Below are 21,059 nucleotides of genomic sequence, written 5' to 3'. Positions count from 1 at the left end.
ATTAAAGGGTGTTGTGCGGTTTGTATTCGCCGAATACTTTACGGAGAACGCCGCAGATTTCACCTTCGGTGCAGTAAGCACGTACGCAGTCGAGGATGACTGGCATAAGGTTAACATGATCTGGACCTTCAGCCGGAGTCTGAGCTGCTTTTTCAAGTTTAGCCAGTTCTTCAGCAACTTTAGCCTGGTCACGGTTTGCCTTATCCTTAGCGAGCTGTGCTTTCTTCTTTTCGCCGACGGAAGCATCAATCTTCAGCAGGCCGGTAACCGGTGGTTCTTCCATTGTGAACTTGTTAACGCCAACAATGGTCTTTTCGCCGGATTCAACAGCCATCTGCCAAGCATAAGCGGAATCCTGAATTTCTTTCTGGATGTAGCCTTTATCAATAGCTTCAACAGCGCCGCCCATTTCATCAATCTTCTTGATGTAGTTCATAACTTCTTCTTCGATCTGGTTGGTCAGTGCTTCAACATAGTAGGAGCCGCCGAGCGGGTCAACTACATCAGCCAGGCCGGATTCGTAAGCTACGATCTGCTGGGTACGGAGAGCGATGGTTACGGATTCAGTGGTCGGAAGAGCCAGAGCTTCATCGCGGGAGTTGGTGTGCAGGGACTGGGTGCCGCCCATAACTGCTGCTGCGGTCTGGAGAGCAACACGGATGATGTTGTTGTTCGGCTGCTGAGCGGTCAGCATGGAGCCTGCGGTCTGGGTGTGGAAACGGAGTTTCATGGACTTCGGGTTTTCAGCATGGAATCTTTCTTTCAGGATTCTAGCCCAGATACGACGGGAAGCACGGAATTTAGCAACTTCTTCGAGTACGTTGTTGTGAGCGTTCCAGAAGAAGGAAAGTCTTGGAGCGAAATCATCGATCTTCATGCCAGCTTTCAGTGCTGCTTCGATGTATGCAATACCATCGGCAATGGTGAATGCAACTTCCTGAACAGCAGTGGAACCAGCTTCACGGATATGATAACCGGAAATGGAAATGGTGTTCCACTTCGGTACGTTCTGATGGCAGAATTCGAAGATATCGGTAATCAGACGCATGGACGGTTTAACCGGGAAAATGTAGGTGCCACGTGCGGAGTATTCCTTCAGAATATCGTTCTGAATGGTGCCGCGGAGTGCGCTCATCGGTACACCCTGTTTTTCAGCTACTGCAATGTACATAGCCAGCAGGATGGAAGCAGGAGCATTGATGGTCATGGAAGTGGAAACTTTACCAAGATCGATGCCGTCGAACAGTCTTTCCATATCGTAAAGGGAGTCGATAGCAACGCCTACTTTACCAACTTCGCCAGCGGACATCTTATCATCGGAGTCGTAGCCGATCTGGGTTGGCAGGTCGAATGCTACGGACAGACCGGTGCCGCCGTTAGCAATCAGGTATTTATAACGCTTGTTGGATTCTTCTGCTGTGGAGAAGCCAGCGTACATACGCATGGTCCACAGACGGCCACGATACATGGTGGGCTGTACACCACGGGTGTAAGGATATTCGCCCGGGAAGCCGAGGTCTTTTTCATAATCGAAACCTTCGAGATCGAGTGGTGTGTACAGATTCTTGTGTTTCAGACCAACTCTTTCCGGATGTTTAGCGCACTGAGCATCGTATTCTTTGTTGTAAGCGTCAAGTTTTGCTTTCAGGGATTCGTTAGACATGAGTTCATCTTCCTCCTAAAAAAGTAAGTATGTAACTATCTGGAACCCGCATTCCTTCGTATTCTGCAGCGGCGGCTTTGTGCTCTTCTCGATGCATTTCAGGAATTCGTTTTCCGTCAGGGTTCCGCAAAGCCTTTCGCTGCTGCAGCGATCGTTTGAATCTTCTTGCAGCAGCTTTCGGACTCTTGCGAGACCCATGTATATGACTCTGCCATTGGCAGCTGTCACCATAGGTTATTATACATTATTTGTATTATTTGTAAAGCATTAACGCAGTTCTTGAAATATTAAATTATTTCTTGAAATGCATATCTCCGGTTTCAGCCAGGCTTTCATGGAATTTGAAAGCTTCTTTGAGGAGATGCGGGGTCTGGCTGTTGCCGCAGGCAGCGCATGCTCTTTCGTAGTAATCCATGAGCTGGTCTCTGTAGGACGGATGAGCAACGTTGTTGATGATAACCTTTGCTCTTTCCTTCGGGGTCAGGCCACGAACATCTGCAACACCCTGTTCGGAAATGAATACGTGGGTATCATGTTCGGTGTGGTCAACATGGGAGCACATCGGAACGACGGCAGAAATCTTGCCGCCCTTTGTGGTGCTGTGGCAGAAGAAGCAGGACAGGAATGCGTTACGTGCGAAGTCGCCGGATCCGCCGATACCATTCATCAGCTTGGTGCCGGTGATATGGGTGGAGTTTACATGACCGTAAATATCCATTTCCAGAGCGGTGTTCATGCCGATAACGCCGATACGGCGAACGACTTCACCGTTGTTGGAAATTTCCTGCGGACGAAGAACGATCTTCTTGTTGTATTTCTGGATGTTTGCATAGAACCGTTTCAGTCCATCCGGGGATGGGGACAGGGAAGTACCGGAAATCATATCGATCTTATCTTTATCAATCAGATCGAACATGCCATCCTGAATAACTTCGGTGTATACAGAGAGGTTCCGGAAATCAGATTCAACGAGGCCATGGATAACGGCGTTTGCTACGTTGCCTACGCCGGACTGCAACGGCAGCAGGTTTTCCGGCAGTCTGCCGTGTTTGACTTCGTTCTTCAGGAAGTCTACCAGGTTGTTGCCCATAGCTTCTGCATCGTCATCGAGGGGAGCCAGTGTACGGGTTACATCAGGCATATCGCAGGGAACGATAGCAACGATCTTGGACGGATCGCAGGGGATGTACGGTGTGCCGATACGGTCGCCTGCATGGAGAATCGGAATCGGTTCACAGAATGGCGGATTCTTACGCATGTAAATATCAGCCATGCCTACCAGGTCCAGAGGCTGGGTGGTGTTGACTTCAACGATGACTTTCTTTGCGGTATCTACGTATACCGGGGAGTTACCGATAGCGGTTGTCGGATAGAGTTCGCCGTTCGGTCCGATCTTGCAGACTTCAACAACAGCGTAATCCGGGCCGGTTACATGTTCACCCTTAACGTTGGTGAAGAATCCGGCGCGAACCTGCTGGGCAACGTGGGACAGATGCAGATCGTAGTAGTTAACTTTGCCTGCGTTGATGGCTTTTCTCAGGTTGGCATTGGTCTGGTAAGGCATACGGTTTCTAACGCCGTTGACTGCTACCAGTTCCGTATCAATCTGGGAACCGGTGGAAGCGCCGGTCCAGATATCAACCTGGAATGGGGTCTGTTTCATACGTTCTGCGAGTTCATGCATTGTAATTTTCGGATAGCCGCAGGGCGTAAATCCGGAAATACCAATGATGTCGCCGCCCTTGAACATGGCAGCAGCGGTTTTTGCATCGCATACCTTGGAGAGAAGACCTTTGTCTTCAATTCTGCTAAGGAATTCACTATCATTGGTGTCGATCATTACTATCATCCTCCCAAAAATAAAAATAATTATATAAAAGTCCGCAGCGTCGAAATCCGATTGCTCTCCTCCGCATGGCCGCAGAACTTTTTACCCTCAAAAAAAGCAGCCGCAAACTATATATGGAATGAATTTAGCTTAAGATTATGTATAGCCGCTTTGTGTAATACTATAATCATTAGACCAAACCCTCCAATCAATAGATTTGCTGACTGCATTTTGGTTCATTCAATCATCAGTTATATTATAGCACACTTTGAACTGATGGAACCCCTCAAATGGGCGGTTTGTTGCTTAAAATCCTTAGTAGTGGTTATAAATAATTCCTATTAGACAAATTATGATTTCCGTGACCTATAACCCTTTATTTACAAATCTACCTATTCATGTATCATTTCTTTACGCGCTTTCCCTACTTTATACACTCCAATCACAGTTATATAGAAATTTATGAATCAGGTAAATAATTACCCCATTTCCTGTATGATTCCCGAACCGGGCTTCCAATTTACCGATAAACCGGAAATAACTTCTCACCGTCTACTTCCTTTTCCACAGGATACACAGAGAGCAGACAGACTCCAGAAGCAGAAAGAAACGGACCGGCTGAAGAGCACATGATCTCCCATTCCTATCACCGCCAGGGCCATGACCATGAGAACCCCGCCAAGGCCCATGGACCGGTCGAAACTGTCCTGGCCATGCTTGTAAATCCCCCATGACAGCACCGCCTGGGCGAAGAAGGCAGCCAGAAATGCCAGGCCTCCGGGTATCCCCACTTCCGCCAGCATATTCAGGTACATGTTGTGGGCATGGAATATGAGCACTCCCTCGTCCTGGATGAAAAAATTATAATCCGGATAGGCAAGGAAATAGGTCCCCCAACCGATTCCCAGAAGCGGATGTTCCTCAATCATGGCCATCGTGCTTTCCCACAGGGCAAAACGGAGGTCCACCGACGTATCTTCCCCGGAAAACAGGGAAAGGAAACGCTCTGCAATCTGGCCATGGTATACAGCCAGTATGAGGGGCACCAGAAGAAAGAGCAGGCCAAACCGCTTATCATAGAAAAGGGTCAGCCCCAGCACAATGGCTGCCAGGCTCACCCAGGCTCCCCGGGAATAGGTCAGGGCAAGGCATAAAAGGAGCACAAGGAGAATCACCGCAAAAGCTGTCTTACGCCGCTTTTCCTTTTCCCGCAGGAAAAAGGCAGTAAGGATACTGATAATCATCAGAAGATAGGCACCAAAGAGATTCGGATTTTCCAGTGTGGAATACATGCGGCGCCGAAGGAGGGGAAACCTTTCCGGATCCACCCAGCTCTGGGCTTCCATATCCGCCGCCATACCTGCCGCATTGGCATACTGGAAGAATCCATAGGCTGCTGTTACCACTGCCCCCGCCAGAAAGGCATAGAGTGCCTTTTCCTTCTCCCTTTCCGAAGAAATGGTGGTATATACCAGAAGATAAAGAAAAGCATACATGAAAGGCTGGAACAGCCAGTTCATCAGGGAAAAACCGATGTTTTTCGACACAAATCCCGACAGGAATGCGCACAGAAGAAACAGGGCCCCCGGCTGCCATAAGGAAGGCAGCACAAAAGAAACCTCCCCTTCCTTCTTGTAATTGACCAGCCAGCAGATAACAGCCGGCACCAGGGTCACATAGAAAAAGAAAGGATGAAGAGGCAGCAGAAATAAGGTACCATATATGAGATATAAAATATGCTTTCGGGAACAAATCCGCCCAGTGAAGCTTTTCCCCATTTTCACCCTCCGGCATGGAATCACAGGAATCATCTTTCTTATTATAAAGGACCCCATGACCGGGAGCAATGGGAAGAACACAAATTGCGGTTTGTCGAGCTGTTGTATCGTGCGCTGATGAGGAGCGTCATTCGCACGGAGCTTCTAGCTGCTAGCTTCTGGCTTCTAGGAAAGCTGGCCAGCCTACGGCACGAATGACTGGCGGAAATAGCGGAAAGAAAGGCGCCGCAGGCGGATCAGCCTTCCTAACAGCTAGCCGCTAGAAGCCAGCAGCCCCGTGTGAGTGACTCTACACGCAAGCATACTAACGGCCAAACCCAACAGCTCGCAATACTGAAATATTCCAATCTGTTTTCTCTCCCAATATGGTAAAATATAGAAAACTGTGAATCTGAAGGAGGCTTATCATGAATAAACGGATCGTCGTGGATGTGGGCATGCTTCTGTCATTTCTAGTCCTTTTGGACTACCGGTATGTAAGAAATGTGGGCCACGAGGGATTTGCCCTTGTATTCTTTATCCTCTTCCTTCTCCATACCTGGTTTAACAGGCAATGGTACCGGTCCCTGCCCCGGGGACGTTGGAACAGGGATCGAAAATTGACTTTTCTGGCAGATATCCTGCTCCTCGGTTCCTTCGCAGCGGTCATTGTAACGGGAATACTGATTTCCCATACCCTGCCACACATTTTCGGCTCTGCTCCCCGCCTGGTACACCAGATTCACCATGTAGCAGGCTATCTCATGGTCCCGGCTATCGGTTTCCATCTCGGCCTTCACTGGAGCGCTATCCTTCCCCGAATGGAACGGGCCATGGGATTCTCAAAAATTTCCTTCCTGCCCCTTCTCTATAAATTGCTTCTCGTCCTGCTTGCTGTCGGAGGCATTTATTTTTCCTTCTACTACAGTGTAGGAAGCCGGATCCTCCTGAAGTCTATCCCCAATGCCCGGAGTATTCCTGTCACCCTGTGGACTTTCACGTTCGGTCACCTGCTCATCATTTCTCTCTATGCGGCTATGGCCTACTACGTCCAAAAACTGGTACGGAAAAGAAGATAGGGCTATCTGTATTCTGACACCACTCATATTTACTATAAAAAAACTGTGAAGAATTTTTCATTCCTCACAGTTTTTTCATGGATAGAAAAGAGGTCTATTTCTCTTTTCCGTCCCAATAGTCAGTCCGGATACCCAGCACCTTTTCAGAGTCAAAGGATGCTTCCGTATCTTTGCTGTATTGGGCTGCCGCTTTCTTCACATATTTCAGCCCCAGGTACAGCATAGGCACGTTGCAGTACACCATGATGATATTACCCAGGTCTGAGAATGCCCAAAGGTTAGACAGATCATAGCCCGCAATGTTGCAGGCGATACCGAATGCTGCCACAAATATGCAGAGGCAGCGGATGAAGTTAATAAATCCCCTGGAAGAGGAAATGCGGTTGGCTGAAATTTCCGAGAAGGAAACAAAGCCGATGACGCAGGTATAGGCAAAAAGGCAGAAGCAGACAGAAACCATAATCTGGATGAGCACCTGCATCATTTCCGGAGACAGGCCATTCACCGATGTCAGGAATTTCGCATAAGTGCCGGCTGCCTTCCATGCCGCCGGATCCACTGCCCATTCGTGGGCCATGACGATGATAAAGCCGGTCATGGTGCAGATAACGTGGGTATCAAGGAAGACCCCCAGGGCAGAAATGATTCCCTGTTCACAGGGATGATGGGCTTCTGCAGAAGCGGCGGCCATGGTAATGGTGCCCTGGCCAGCCTCATTGGACATAAGTCCCCGTTTGACCCCCTGGAGAAGGGCGGTACCGAAGAATCCTCCAAAAATAGCTTCCGGTTTGAAAGCCCCCTCGAAGACAGCTTTGAAGAACCAGGGAACGCTCCCCAGATTAGAGATAATAAGGAGGAGAGCGGTCACAACATAAATAACCGCCATCACCGGCACCAGGATATCAGCCCAGTGGGAGCCCCGGCGGATACCGCCGAATGCCATGAATGCCACAAGCACAATGACCAGTACCGATACCACATAGGTAAATGTAGACTGCAGCGGGATTTTTACATTTTCCGCCAGTCCCGCAATGGCACCAATAGAGGTAACTACATTGAATCCCTGGGCAGGCAGGCACATAAGGGCATAGATAATATAAACCAGGGACAGAATGGTACCAACCCATACCTTGTTGCCGCATAACTTTCTTGCATAGAACGGAAGGCCACCGACAAAGGTATTCCCCCGCTTTTCCTTAAAGAGCTGGGCCAGCGTCCCTTCCGTGAATGCCGTAGCCATACCGAAAAAGGCGGATATCCACATCCAGAAAAGAGCCCCCGGACCGCCGGCAGCAATGGCGCCGGTGACGCCGATCATATTACCCGGACCCACCCGCATGGCCGTACTGAGGAGAAAGGCTGCCAATGGAGATATCCCGGTCTTAATGCTTCTTTTCGCAGCCAGCGTATGGACTCCCGCCTTGAAAAGCCGTACCTGGACAAAGCCAAGGCGGAAAGTGAAATAGATACCGGAACCCACCAGTACGATAATGGCCAGTGAGAAAGAGCCCAGTACGGGGATATTCTTCCAGAAGCTGAACATTTTGGGAAAGTCCCAGAAGAAGTCAGAAACCGGAGTGACGAAACTCAAGACCGCATTCAGTGCGGCGAATAAGTTTTCCATAGCTCTTTTTCCTTTCTGTTACAACAAATTTTACACAGTGAATATGAATAATGGCTTTCAGGTTTCAGATCCATCTGTGCCCTGAAGCTTCCATTCCCCAGTGCCACAAAGGAAGAAGCCACAGGTATATGGCCGCCGGAATGGCAGCAGCCGGTACTCCCACAGATTCCAATGGCATAGCGCAGGCAATGGACCAGGGAACCAGGGCTGCCATGACCACTACAGAGTCCTCCATGGCCAGTGCTATTTCTTCCCTGTCCTCCATAAGCGTTTTTCCCAGTTCCCAGGTCACCATGATAGCCAGAGTCTGGTTGCAGGCTGTAACGGCAGCAGCGGCTGATACCAGAACCAAAGCCCCAAAGGGTCCCGTCCTCTCCGATAAATCCATTATTTTGTCCCGGATCCGGTCCAGCATGCCGGTTCCCTGGAAAATGCCGGCAAAGGAAGAAGAAAGGCAGACAATGGCAGCCACTTTTACCATGGATACCAGTCCACCGCCCCCAAGAACGGAGTCCAATTCTCCATGAGCCGGATGATATCCAAACAGGGCCATATGGAAAAGAGATGACAATGGTACGTGCTGGAAACAGACTGCACAGATTCCGGCCAAAAGAATACTGATGGCCATGGTCTTTTTCACAGCCACATGGAAAAATCCAAGGGCCAGAATGGCCACAGCAGGAAGAAGCACCGGAAATCCCAAATAGAAGTAGGAGGAGAAATCGACGATTTCCCTCTGCCCACCTACAGCCGTTTCGCCCCTTCCCAGACAGAGATAAAAAAGGATAGAACCTGCCACCGGCACCAGGGCACTTCGAAACATATGACGGATATTATGATAGATATCGGTCTTTGTCAGTTCACTCACCAGAAGGGCACTGGTGGACACCGGCGAACATCGATCGCCAAAATAAATGCCGCCCAGCATGGCCCCGCCTGTCAGGATGGGTGAAGCCCCAAGTCCCTGGGCCATGGTCATGGAAATGACTCCCATGGTGGCGGCGGTGGCAAAGGAACTGCCGAGAAGGAAAGAAACGGCGCCATTCATCACGAAAGTCAGCGCCACCACCAAAGATGGTGAAATCCATTCCGCTGCCTGCCCTACGATGGCAGGTATGGTTCCACTGGCTCTCCAGAATGCGGTAAGTACCCCGATAAACATAAAGGTCATGAGAATATTTCTGGCTGCCATGATTCCATGGATTGTCATCCGAAGTAGAGAAATCGGCGCCATTCTCCGGCAGAGTCCATAGCCCCAGAAAAGAAGCAGTCCCCCAAAAAGAGCCAAGACCAGGGAGCCTTTGAAAAAAACAGTCCCCAGGAGAAGAAGGCAGAACAGGCCCAAAACAAGGATTTCCAAGATACCGTGAGTATTCCGCAGTAGGTGTACCGCCTGTCCGCCAAGGTGTACCGTTTGTCCGCCGAGGTGTACCGCTTGCCATTTTTAGGTAACTTCTTGAACTATTGGTGTACATGCCAGCTGAAATACTCCTAAATTCTTTTAATAAATATATTAATATATGGCTTCCTGCCATAGAATGAAAACAGGGACGTAGTATTTCCCTTTGTTCTATGAAAGGAGGCCTTTTAATATGGCTAATTTTGCCAGGATCCGGCTCATCCTGGAGCTCCATGACCGCGGAATGTCTCAAGATGAGATTTCCCGCTCCCGTCACATGTCGAGGAGTACGATTACTACCGTACTGCGAACAGCGCGGAAGAAGGGCATCACTTATGCGGGCATCCGCAAGCTGGATGATGCAGCACTACAAAAGCTCTTCTTCCCTGACCGACCGGAAGGTTCAGACATGTACGAGCTGCCGGATTACGAATCCATCCATAAAGAGCTCAAGAAGCCGAGTGTGACTCTTTCATTGCTCTGGACGGAGTATCGTGACAGGTGTCACCAGAATGGAAACATTGCTGTAGGGCATACCAAGTTCTGTGAGGATTACGGCCGGTACTGCACAACCCATGACCTGACCAATCATCTGGAGCATAAGCCCGGAGCCCAGTGCGAGGTCGATTGGAGCGGGCCGACCATGCAGATCATCGACCGTGATACCGGCGCGACCATTTCCGTGCATCTCTTTGTTTCCTGCCTCACATACAGCAGGTATGCCTACGTGGAGGCCACGCTGGATATGAAGATGGATACATGGCTCCGGTGCCATGTTCACATGTACGAGGCATTTGGCGGCGTTCCTGTGCGGACAGTCTGTGACAATCTCAAAACCGGCGTTGTGAAGCATCCCAAAGAGGGTGAAGTGGTTCTCACCGATGCCTATGAGGCACTTGGGCTTCATTATTCAACTGCTATTATGCCTGCCGGTGTGCGGAAGCCCAAGCAGAAAGCATCCGTGGAGAATACGGTTGGAAATATTGCCACCGCTATCATCGCCCGTCTTCGCAATAAGGTTTACTTTACTCTTGGCGAGCTGCAGAAGGATGTAGTGACTGCTACAGATAAGTACAACCGGCAGCCCTTCCAGAAAAGGCAGGGAAGCCGCTATGAAGTATGGCTGGACGAGAAGAAATATCTCCGGGCTCTTCCACGAGCTCCTTATGAAATCGCCTCGGTTATTCTGGGAAGGAAAGTATATCCCAATTTCCACGTTTCCTTTAAGAAAAACTGGTACTCCGTTCCCTACGTATACCGCGGGCAGTCCGTGGATATCCGTTACACCGACAAACTTGTGGAAATCTACTGCGGAAACCGGCGTATTGCCTCCCATATCAGATTTCCTGACTACATGACCAACCACTATTCCACACGCCCGGGAGATATGCCGGATACATTCAACCAGCCGGAAATGGACAAGGACCGCATCTGTGCCTGGGCAGAGAAGATCGGACCTTGTACGTCGGAAGTCATCAGGAGGATTTTTGACAGTGTAACCATAAAAGAGCAGGGCTATAATGCTGCATTGGCCGTTCTGCATCTCAGTCAGAAATATCCGAAGGACCGCTTCGAGAATGCCTGCCAGTATGCTTTAGCCCACACAACATCGCCCCGCTACAACTATCTTAAAGCTGTATTAGGGAACAATCAAGACAAAATCCTGGACAGCGTACATTCCGCCCGTTATGAAAATACCGGAAAACACAGTATTTCCGAAAAAGGCGCTTACATCCGCGGCGCAGACTATTATGGAGGAAAGACAAAATGATCAATGAAGAAACACAGCGGAAACTCCGCAACATGAAAATGGAACCTCTGGTAGAAGCCCTGCAGAACCAGCAGAGTGATCTGGAATCTTATGCCCCTTTGGACTTCGATTCGAGGCTGACACTGGCCATCGATGAATGCTATTCAGTAAAATTGGATGATCGCATCCGGAGGCTGACGCATATTGCTAAGTTTCGCTATCCTGATGCCGATGTTCACACCCTTATCATGCAGGGCAGAGGTTTCAGCCGCGAAGAAATCCTGGGCTATGCCAGCTGCGGTTACATTGAACGCCATAAGAATCTGATCATCAACGGATTTACCGGAGTAGGAAAGACCCACCTCGCCTGTGCTTTAGGGAAAGAGGCCTGCCGCCATCTGTACAGGGTCAAGTATTTCCGCATGCCGGAGCTTATGGAACAGTTCAATTATGGAACCGAAGTCGGACGGAGCGTGGCCAGCATTGTAAAGAAGTTCTCCGGCTACGATCTCCTCATCATCGACGAATGGCTTCTCGAGATGCCGACGGAAGTGGAGCAGCAGTATCTTCTTGAAATCTTGGAAAACAGGTACGATGCCCATTCTACTATTTTCTGTTCCCAGTACAAAAGCTCAGAATGGTATCCGCGCCTCGGTGATGGGGTTCTGGCCGATGCGATTATGGACAGAATCATTCACAATGCCTACCACATCAATTGCGGATCAATGAATATGAGAGAATATTTGAATAGCACCGATGCGAAAAATGACTAAATTATTTTAACATCATAACCTAAAGAATAAGCGGTACACCTTGGCGGATAAGCGGTACACTTTCCGCGGAAAGGCGGTACCGCTTTTTCGGATAGGCGGTACACCTGTTGCGGAATATTCAATACCGCCTTCCTCCCTGAGGTTCTTTGCCGGGAATACTGCCGATCATAGACCCGTAATTTCATCCTGCCAGAACCGGATTTTTACTGTTTGGCTCCGGCTGCTTTGATGGCGAGGGCCAGTTTATGGGCAAGGCCTTCCATTTTTGCCTTGGATACGGAGCAGACTGCCAGGCGGATGCCCTTCTTCAAGGGAACCAGGAATACGTGCTGTTTTTCCAGGTCATCACAGACCGCCTGGGAGTTTGTGACCGGAATGGTAATGAAGAAACCGGAAATATAGGGAACAAACTTCACTCCCTCTTCCTTTGCTTCCTTCATGAAGATGGCGGCCCTTTCCTGAATCAGCCGGAAGTACCGGGCGCGGTCCGCATCCAGTTCCTTGATTTTTTCCGGATCTTCACAGATGCGGATCATTGCATTCTGGGCCGCACTGTTGCAGTTGGACCAGGTAGCCCGGCTGCTATACTGGTTGATATCCACAAATTCCTTAATAACATCCTTATCGGAAGTAATGCCGATCATGGCACCCATGCGCTGGCCATACATGGTAAATCCCTTGGACAGGGTATAGGCACAAACCACAAGAATGTTTTTCGGAAGTCCGCCAAAGACTTTGAAGAACTTGCGGCACTCCTGCTTTTCACCGCTGTAGTCAAGATAAGCTACATCGGGAACAAGGATCGCATTCTTATCACCACCTTTGGTGGCCTCTTTCAGCACATCCACAGCGGCTTGCCATTCATCCACAGACATGCAGTAGCCCGTAGGGTTATTGGCAATACCATTCAGAATGATGACGATATTATCCTGTCTGGAAAGGATATCCGTTACCGCATCCCGGAAAGCGGATGTATTGAAATGTCCATCCTCTGTCAGGAAGGAAAAGCTTCTGACTTTCCGGTTGTTATCATCAATGAGGCTGTCATAAGCGCCCCAGTGCCAATCCGTAATCAGTACTTCGTCTCCCACTTCCGAATAGTTGTGGATAACATGATGAAGTACGCCGGTACCGCCGGGAGTGGAGCAGGCATCAATATATCCTTCCGGACGGGATTCACCAAAGCACTGGTCGATGCAGTCGTCCAGGAATTTTCGGTATCCCTGGATAGGCGCATAGGCACAGATTTCCTTTGGTGTCAGTTCCTTGAATGCATTTTTGACGACATCCAGTACCACCAGATTTCCATCTTCATCCAGAATGGAACCTACGGTACCGTTGATTACCTGGTCATTGCCGATTTTCTCTGCCAGTGCAATAGCCCTGTTATTGGCTGCGAAAATATTATCTTCTGCACTTTTACCCTTTGCATGGGGTGCTGCCAGACTGAACATAAATAAATCCCCCTTCATGAATTAAAGAAGCCTCTTGGCTCTTTTGACCGGAAAATACACAAAAAGCCCGCAGCAAAGCTGTGCTGCAGGCCCCGTTGCCCATTTTTCCATGAAATTGACGTTTTTATTATAATCCATGAGAAATAAAAAGGGAAGCAGGAAGAATGACCAAGCCATCTCATCTCTTCTCTCCGCCCGCCGATATATTCCGGAAAATCTGCTGATTCTCGTATGCATACAAAAAGCCCTGATGAAATGGAGTTGCCATTTCACCAGGGCTTTGTACTATCATTTTACATTCTTTGTCCCCCGGGCCTGTATGGATGTACCATCATCTATATGCCACGTCGTATTGACCCGGACCCGACCATCCACGCTGCTGCCATCGCTGTAGCGGATGCGGCCATCGCCGGAAAAATCTATGCCTTTTCTGGGGGAAAGATCTTTAGCCTCTTTGTATCCCAGGGATTCCAATTCCCGGGCATAGTCCTTTTTCAATTTCATCAGTGCTTCATGGTCCCTGTCTTTCTCATCATGGTGTTCCAGCATATTTTTGATCACGCTGGCCAGTTCATACCGGGTAATACCACCGCGGCTGAAAAAATCTTTCGTATAAGAAGGAGCTTTTCCTTCTTCCGTCAGGGTATACACAGTCCGGTAATCCCAGGACTTCGGACTCACCGGGTCAAAAGAATTCGGCGCATACACGTTATAGGCAAAGCCGGTAATCGATGCCGCTGCAAAGAGGGCTGCAAGAAATGCTGTTTTTTTCATATCAGTCACAAATCTTTCCTTCAATGACCCGGAGCAGCTCATTCCGACCGTCTCCATTTAAAGAGGAATAGGCAATAGCCGGACCATCGCCGGGGAAATACTTATCCAGAAGCTTCTTATTCTTTACCAGTTCATTCCGCTTCAATTTATCCCCCTTCGTCCCGATAATCTGGAGGCAGGGAGCAATGCGGCGAAGCCACTCATAGGCCTTCATATCTATAGGCAGGCCCGGATGGCGAATATCGATCAGCAGCCCGATCATCATCAGGCTCTTTGAGTTTTCCAGGTAGTCACCGATAAAGTCGGACCAGCTGTCCTTATTCTGCTGGCTGGTTTTTGCAAACCCATACCCTGGAAGGTCCACAAGATACCAGTCCTGCCGTTCTTCCTTTGCTTCTTCTATCCGCCTTGACTGAATAGCATAATAATTAATGGTCCTCGTCTTTCCCGGCTCCCGGCTCACAAAGGCCAGTTTCCGCCTTCCGCAGAGAGAATTGATGAGAGAAGACTTTCCTACGTTGGACCGGCCGATAAAGGCTATTTCCTTTTTCCCATCCTTTACATACTGGCTCCGATTCACGGCAGCGCTGAAGTAAGCGGAAGAAAATATATGAAATTCATCCATTTCTTTAACTTCTGCCACAGGGATACCTCCTTTTACTCCGGGAGAGGACGCCGCCCCCTCCCGGACATACAGCAGCTCAACTTAGACTCCTGCCGCTGGTCCGCTTCTTACTTCACCAATGCATGGGCCAGCACGTCGTCTACATTCTTTACATATACAAAATGAAGTTTATTTTTCACCGATTCCGGCAGCTCTTCCAGGTCCCTCTTATTCTTTTCCGGCAGAAGAATCTGTTTAATGCCCAGCCGGTTGGCAGCAAGTACCTTCTCTTTGACACCGCCAATGGGAAGGACCTCTCCGGTGAGCGTAATCTCCCCGGTCATGGCTGTATCGCCTCTCACTTTCCTTCCGGTATAGGCAGATGCCATGGCTGTAGCCATGGTGACGCCGGCAGAGGGCCCATCCTTAGGAACTGCCCCTTCCGGGAAATGGATATGGGTATCCAGGGATTCATAGAAATCCTCTTTCAGCCCCAGTTCCTTTGCCCGGCTGCGGATGCAGGTATAGGCAGTTTCCGCCGATTCCTTCATCACATCTCCCAGCTGCCCTGTCAGGATGAGATGGCCTTTGCCTTTAATAGTGACTGCTTCTGTATCCAGCACTTCACCGCCAGCCATGGTCCAGGCCAGTCCATTCACCCGGCCCACCGCATCGGGATGCTCTTCCGCCATGGGCATGAATTTCACCGGCCCCAGGTATTTTTCCAGGGTCTTTGCAGAAAGGGCAGGCAGGGACTCGTCATCCATGACGATTTTTTTGCCAACCTTCCGGCACAGAGCACCGATGGTTCTCTCCAGTTCCCTGACTCCCGCTTCTCTGGTGTATCCCTCGATAATCTTGCGAATCATGAGGTCCGTAAAGCGGATATCACCAGCCTTGAGACCGTTTCTTTCCCTCTGCCGGGGAATGAGGTACTGCTTGGCGATTTTCAGTTTTTCCTCTTCCGTGTATCCCGTCAGTTCAATGAGTTCCATACGGTCAAGCAGGGCCGGTGGAATGGTGGACACCGTGTTGGCGGTAGCCAGGAAAAAGACTTTTGACAGGTCAAAGGGGATATCAATGTAGTTATCATGGAATGCCTTATTCTGTTCCGGATCCAGGGCTTCCAGCAGGGCAGACGCAGGGTCTCCTCGGAAATCAGCTCCCACTTTATCGATTTCATCCAGCAGGATAAGGGGATTCTTTGTCCCGGCCTGTCCGATGGCTTCAATAAAGCGGCCCGGCATGGCGCCGATATAGGTACGGCGGTGGCCCCGGATTTCCGCTTCATCATGGATGCCACCCAGGGAAATCCTGGCAAACTTCCGGCCCATGGCATTGGCAATGGACTGGGCCAGGGAAGTCTTGCCTACGCCAGGAGGGCCGACAAAACAGATAATAGGTGCCTTGGCATCAGGAGCCAGCACACGGACTGCCAGATATTCCAGAATCCGTTCCTTGATTTTTTCCAGTCCGAAATGGTCATGGTCCAGTACCTTTTTGGCCTGTTTCAGGTCTAGCTTATCCTGGCTTTCTTTGTTCCAAGGCAGGCTGAATATCCAGTCCAGATAATTCCGGGCCACCGCGGTCTCTGCCATCATAGGCGGCATGGCGGCCAGGTGATTGATTTCCTTTTCCAGTTTATCTTTGTATTCCTTCGGAATATTCGTTTCCTGAAGTTTTTTCCTGTATCCATCGGCCTCTTTCTCCTGGCTCACCGTATCTCCCAGGCGATCGTGGATACTCTTGATTTTCTGGCGCAGGTAGTAGTCCTGCTGTTCCTTGTCCATTTTGGCACGGACATCCCCATTGATTTCCGCTTCCAGCCGGCCAATCTGGATTTCCTGGTCAAGAAGCCGCTGCACCATCTGCAGGCGGGTCATGATATCAGTCTCTTCCAGCAGGTCCTGCCGCCGTTTCGGCGTAATCAGAAGCTGGGCAGAAATAAAATCCGCCATCTCACCGGGATCGGTGATGAGCTTCAGCTGTTCCATCTGGTCATCGGGAAGCCCCTGTTTTGTATTCCGGAGCCATTCAAAGAAATTTTTAAGAATGGTCCTCCGATAGGCCTCTGCTTTAAGCTCATCGGCAGCCGGTGTTTCTTTCAGGTCATCTACCTCTGCCGAAAAACCATGGTCCGTATTTGTAATAGAAAGAATATCTACCCGGGATACCCCTTCTGCAAGGATCCGGATGAGCCCGCCCGGGAGCTGCAGCATCTGGTTAATCTTTACCACAGTCCCTACCCGATATAAATCATCGGGGTCCGGATTCTCTATGGCTCCATTCTTCTGCATGGCCGTCACAATATAGCGATCTCCTTTGCCGGCGAACCGTACGGCGGCAATGGAGTCTTTCCGTCCTATATCAAGATTTACCGTCATACGAGGGTAAATCACTATATCCCTCAGCGCCACCAGCGGCAGGGTGAGGGCACTGTTTTCTTTTACCATTTCAGTCATATATGATTCCTCCATAACATATATTGTATCACATGGAAGAGTATGAATTTAATAGATTTTTTACAAACTACCGCCGAAGGGGGAAGAAGAATCGGCTTTTTTAAAAGAAAGAAAAAGGAGCTGTAAATAGATGAAACCATCTTTTTACAGTCCCTTTCTTTTTCTCTGTTTCCGGGAGAATTCCGATTATTCCTTCGTCCCGCTCCGTGTCAGGATCGGATCAGAATGGTGGAGTACCACATCTTCCGTAACGGTGCACTTCGTCACATCTTTCATGCTTGGAATCTCGTACATAACCTTCTGCATGATTTTTTCAATGATGGCACGAAGTCCCCGGGCACCGGTATTCCGTTCGATAGCCTGTTTGGCGATGGCATGGATGGCCTTCTCATCAAATTCCAGGTCCACATGGTCCATGGCCAGCAGTTTCTGGTATTGCTTGACCAGTGCATTCTTTGGTTCCGTCAGGATTTTGACCAATGCATCTTCATTGAGTGGATGAAGGGGAACGATAACCGGCAGGCGGCCGATGAATTCAGGAATCAGGCCGTATTTCAGGAGATCCTCCGGCTGTACCTGCTGCAGCAGTTCCTCCATGTCCTTTTCATCTTTCTTTTCAATGTCCGCGCCAAATCCCATGACACTCTTCGTAAGACGGCGGTCGATGACTTTGTCAATGCCTGCAAAGGCGCCACCGCAGATAAAGAGGATATTCGTCGTATCGATCTGGATCATTTCCTGGTTCGGATGCTTCCGTCCTCCCTGGGGCGGTACGCTGGCTACGGTACCTTCCAGAATTTTCAGGAGAGCCTGCTGCACTCCTTCACCGGATACATCCCGGGTGATGGAGGGGTTCTCAGACTTTCTGGCAATCTTATCGATTTCATCGATATAGACAATACCCCGTTCTGCTTTATCGATATCATAGTCCGCTGCCTGGATCAGGCGGAGAAGGATATTTTCCACATCTTCCCCTACGTAGCCTGCTTCAGTCAGCGTCGTAGCATCGGAAATGGCAAAGGGAACATCCAGGAACCGGGCCAGGGTCTGGGCCAGAAGTGTTTTCCCGCTGCCCGTAGGTCCAAGCATGATGATATTGGACTTCTGCAGTTCCACACCATCGTCTTCCCCTTCATGTTCGATTCGTTTGTAATGGTTGTACACCGCCACGGCCAATGCCATTTTGGCATCATCCTGTTCGATGACATACTGGTCCATGTACTTTTTGATTTCTTCCGGCGTAGGCAGCTTGAACTTAGGAAGTGATTTCTTCTTGTCCGCCTTCAGTTCCTCCCGGAGGATATTGGAGCATACTTCAATGCATTCGTTGCAGATATAGACTCCCGGGCCGGCAATCAGTTTTTCTACCTCATCCCCGGAGCGGCCGCAGAAACTGCAGACCGGAGTTCCTTCTGTTTTTCTATCCAATGGGAGCCTCCTTTATTTGGCAGTTAACTTATGAAGATCATTGCGGGTCAGGATCTTATCGATGAGCCCGTAATTCTTAGCCATTTCAGCGGTCATGAAGTTATCCCGTTCCGTATCCTTCTGGATCGTTTCCAGGGGCTGTCCGCTGTGCTTGGACAGGATGCCATTCAGTTCGCTGCGGAGGCGGAGAATTTCACGGGCGTGAATTTCAATTTCCGTAGCCTGGCCCTGTACGCCGCCCAGGGGCTGGTGAATCATAATATTGGAATGGGGCAGTGCATAGCGCTTGCCTGCGGCACCGGCCGTCAGGAGTACCGCCGCCATGCTGGCGCAGGATCCGATACAGATGGTAGAAACATCGGGGCGGATATACTGCATGGTGTCATAAATAGCAAGGCCTGCGGTCACCACGCCACCGGGGCTGTTGATGTAAAGATGGATATCCTTGGAGGGATCTTCTGCTTCCAGGAACAGGAGCTGGGCAATAATGACATTGGCCATGTGGTCTTCAATCTGTCCGTCCAGGAAAATAATGCGATCCTTCAGGAGTCGGGAGTAAATGTCGTAGGACCGTTCTCCCTGTGCTGTCTGTTCAACTACAATCGGTACATATGCCATATGTGTAACACCCTTTCTTTATGGGTACACTCTTTTCCGATCGGAAAAGTAGGGTAAACAGGAAATACAGTATATGGGCGAAAGAGACGCCGGTTATCCCCGCGTCTCTTTTAACCACATCATCAGCTGTCTGATGCTGCATTCAAATGGATTGTATGCCGAAAAGCAGGTTATTTTGCTTCTGCTTTACGGATAGTTTCGATGATTTCAGCTTTCTTGGCTTTGGATTCCAATGCAATGCCTTTTTCTGCGGCATAGGCTTTGAGATCCTTCACTGTCATGGATTCATAGTCATCGGTCTTCGGAGCTTCCGCCGCTTTCGGTGCCTCCTCGGCCTTTTCTTCAGCCTTCGGAGCTTCCGCAGCAGCTTCTGCTTCCTTCTTGTCAGCTTCTGCTTTCTTTGCAGCGCCATAGATGAACGCAGCAGCCTTCTTGCGGAGTACGGAGTTCACCAGCATGCCTACGCGGTTTTCATCCCTGATGATCTTCATTACATCGTTGGGGTCAGCATTGAACTGGTGAGCCATGCTGTAGATTTCCATGGACAGGTCTTCATTGGTAACTTCCAGGCCTTCCTTGTCAGCAATGGTTTCAAGAACCAGGCCCTGGCGAACCTGTTCTTCTGCTGTCTTTTCATAGTCCTTGCGGAAATCGTCCATGGTCTTGCCGATGCTCTTCAGGTAATCTTCCATGGTAGAATTTCTGGATTCCATATTCAGCTTGATTTCATCTACGATTTCATCGATGCGCTGTTCAACCATTTCCTTAGGAATATCAACTTTAGCGTTGGCTACAGCCTGGTTTACGAGAGCTTCATGATAAGCTTCTTCTGCCTGCTGGATAGCGGAAAGCTGCATCTGCTGTTTGACAGCAGCCTTCAGGTCATCCATGGTTTCAAACTGGCTGATAGATTTTGCAAATGCATCATCCAGAGCCGGGAGCTGTTTCCGCTTTACATCACTGATATGAACGGTAAATTCTGCTTCTTTGCCTTTGAGGGCATCCACGAAATAGTTTTCCGGGAATGTGACTTTTACAACCACATCATCACCGGCCTTATGTCCTTCCAGCTGTTCTTCAAAGCCGGGAATAAAACTCTGGGAACCGATTTCGAGAGGATAGGTCTTGCCTTCGCCGCCTTCAAAAGGTTTTCCATCAACGGTGCCTTTGAAGTCGATAATAGCAAAGTCACCTTTTTTCAGTTCAGCGCCGTCTTCTGCTTTTTCCAGTCTTGCATTCTGTTCAGCAGCTGCCTTGAGCTGGTCCAGAACCTGGTCATCGGTGATTTCCGGGTTATCTCTCTTGGCTTCCAGGCCCTTGTATTCGCCCAGTTCCACTTCCGGACGTTTTACAAAGGAAGCAGTGAAATCAGCACCATCGGTTTCGGAGAACTTGCCTTCCTTCACGTCCGGTGTGGTTACAGGAATCAGTTTTTCCTGGGAAAGAGCCTGCTGCAGGGATTCATTGATGACAATGTCCTTAGCTTCTGCTTCTACAGCGGCCTTGCCGAAATGCATTTCCAGGATCTTGCGGCTTGCTTTGCCCTTACGGAAACCGGGGATTTTCACCTGGTTCGCAATGCGGGATACAGCTCTCTTGAATCCCTTCTGTACAACTTCAGCCGGCAATTCAATGCTCACAGAAACCTTGTGCTGATCCAGTGCCTCAACTTTTACGTTCATAAAAAATATTCCTCCTTAAGTCGGCTAACCGACAAATTGATACCTTTTTCAGGGTCCTACAATGCACGATAAATCGCAAGTTATATTTTAGCACAAAAGGTCTTAAAAAACAAATATCTACAGAATAATTATTATTTGCCCCTGCTTTGCAGCAATTTCGCAAA

The 21,059-nt window shown here is 49.4% G+C and carries 15 protein-coding genes; 3 read left to right on the top strand and 12 right to left on the bottom strand.

What is annotated here, in order from left to right; translation table 11 throughout:
• Window position 1: 1 nt before the first annotated feature.
• The 3 genes from ACFWUL_RS01450 to ACFWUL_RS01440 all read right to left on the bottom strand — a co-directional run bounded on the left by ACFWUL_RS01450 (window position 2) and on the right by ACFWUL_RS01440 (window position 5,101).
• On the bottom strand, window positions 2–1,663 hold the full coding sequence (locus ACFWUL_RS01450; RefSeq protein ID WP_416177588.1) for an acyl-CoA mutase large subunit family protein: 1,662 nt from the start codon (window positions 1,661–1,663) through the stop codon (window positions 2–4).
• A gap of 292 nt (window positions 1,664–1,955) precedes the next feature.
• Window positions 1,956–3,503, bottom strand: coding sequence for a succinate CoA transferase (locus ACFWUL_RS01445; protein ID WP_416177587.1), 1,548 nt, complete (start codon window positions 3,501–3,503; stop codon window positions 1,956–1,958).
• Window positions 3,504–4,036: 533 nt separating this feature from the next.
• A complete protein-coding gene (locus ACFWUL_RS01440) occupies window positions 4,037–5,101 on the bottom strand; it encodes an O-antigen ligase family protein (RefSeq protein WP_297041507.1) in 1,065 nt (354 codons plus the stop codon).
• A 575-nt stretch (window positions 5,102–5,676) separates the two neighbouring features.
• On the opposite strand from ACFWUL_RS01440, the gene ACFWUL_RS01435 reads away from it, so the two are divergent.
• Window positions 5,677–6,327, top strand: a complete 651-nt coding sequence (locus ACFWUL_RS01435) for a DUF4405 domain-containing protein (RefSeq protein ID WP_297020402.1) — start codon at window positions 5,677–5,679, stop codon at window positions 6,325–6,327.
• A 94-nt stretch (window positions 6,328–6,421) separates the two neighbouring features.
• Here the strand turns inward: ACFWUL_RS01435 and ACFWUL_RS01430 are convergent, their stop codons facing one another.
• On the bottom strand, window positions 6,422–7,951 hold the full coding sequence (locus ACFWUL_RS01430) for an alanine/glycine:cation symporter family protein (RefSeq protein ID WP_416177586.1): 1,530 nt from the start codon (window positions 7,949–7,951) through the stop codon (window positions 6,422–6,424).
• A gap of 64 nt (window positions 7,952–8,015) precedes the next feature.
• Complete coding sequence (locus tag ACFWUL_RS01425) at window positions 8,016–9,311, bottom strand: Na+/H+ antiporter NhaC family protein (RefSeq protein ID WP_416177585.1); 1,296 nt, start codon at window positions 9,309–9,311, stop codon at window positions 8,016–8,018.
• A gap of 232 nt (window positions 9,312–9,543) precedes the next feature.
• Here ACFWUL_RS01425 and istA point away from each other — a divergent pair, with 232 nt between their 5' ends.
• Both istA and ACFWUL_RS01415 read left to right on the top strand, forming a co-directional pair.
• Window positions 9,544–11,121 (top strand): IS21 family transposase, encoded by a 1,578-nt coding sequence (gene istA, locus ACFWUL_RS01420; protein WP_416177584.1) that lies wholly within the window; start codon window positions 9,544–9,546, stop codon window positions 11,119–11,121.
• The gene (locus ACFWUL_RS01415; RefSeq protein WP_416177583.1) at window positions 11,118–11,873 is read left to right on the top strand and encodes an ATP-binding protein; all 756 of its coding nucleotides are present in this window, start codon (window positions 11,118–11,120) and stop codon (window positions 11,871–11,873) included. Before istA ends, ACFWUL_RS01415 begins: the two co-directional genes overlap by 4 nt.
• A 203-nt stretch (window positions 11,874–12,076) precedes the next feature.
• On the opposite strand, the gene ACFWUL_RS01410 is transcribed toward ACFWUL_RS01415, so the two are convergent.
• The 7 genes from ACFWUL_RS01410 to tig form a co-directional block, all read right to left on the bottom strand.
• Window positions 12,077–13,327: a pyridoxal phosphate-dependent aminotransferase gene (locus ACFWUL_RS01410; RefSeq protein ID WP_416177582.1), complete on the bottom strand. Its 1,251-nt coding sequence runs from the start codon at window positions 13,325–13,327 to the stop codon at window positions 12,077–12,079.
• Window positions 13,328–13,615: 288 nt separating this feature from the next.
• On the bottom strand, window positions 13,616–14,101 hold the full coding sequence (locus ACFWUL_RS01405) for a hypothetical protein (RefSeq protein WP_416177581.1): 486 nt from the start codon (window positions 14,099–14,101) through the stop codon (window positions 13,616–13,618).
• Window position 14,102: 1 nt separating this feature from the next.
• A complete protein-coding gene (yihA, locus tag ACFWUL_RS01400; protein ID WP_416177580.1) occupies window positions 14,103–14,744 on the bottom strand; it encodes a ribosome biogenesis GTP-binding protein YihA/YsxC in 642 nt (213 codons plus the stop codon).
• 89 nt (window positions 14,745–14,833) lie between these two features.
• Entirely contained in the window at window positions 14,834–17,167 is a 2,334-nt protein-coding gene (gene lon, locus ACFWUL_RS01395; RefSeq protein WP_416177579.1) for an endopeptidase La, read from the bottom strand.
• 186 nt (window positions 17,168–17,353) lie between these two features.
• Complete coding sequence (clpX, locus tag ACFWUL_RS01390) at window positions 17,354–18,595, bottom strand: ATP-dependent Clp protease ATP-binding subunit ClpX (protein ID WP_297020420.1); 1,242 nt, start codon at window positions 18,593–18,595, stop codon at window positions 17,354–17,356.
• Between the two features lie 12 nt (window positions 18,596–18,607).
• Window positions 18,608–19,213 (bottom strand): ATP-dependent Clp endopeptidase proteolytic subunit ClpP, encoded by a 606-nt coding sequence (gene clpP / locus ACFWUL_RS01385; protein WP_297020422.1) that lies wholly within the window; start codon window positions 19,211–19,213, stop codon window positions 18,608–18,610.
• 170 nt (window positions 19,214–19,383) lie between these two features.
• On the bottom strand, window positions 19,384–20,895 hold the full coding sequence (tig, locus tag ACFWUL_RS01380; RefSeq protein ID WP_416177578.1) for a trigger factor: 1,512 nt from the start codon (window positions 20,893–20,895) through the stop codon (window positions 19,384–19,386).
• Window positions 20,896–21,059 lie beyond the last annotated feature (164 nt).

Source organism: Dialister sp., assembly GCF_047832375.1.
Classification (GTDB): Bacteria; Bacillota; Negativicutes; order Veillonellales; family Dialisteraceae; genus Dialister.
Note: the sequence above shows the minus strand (reverse complement) of the source record. Positions and strands in the feature narration are given on the sequence as shown.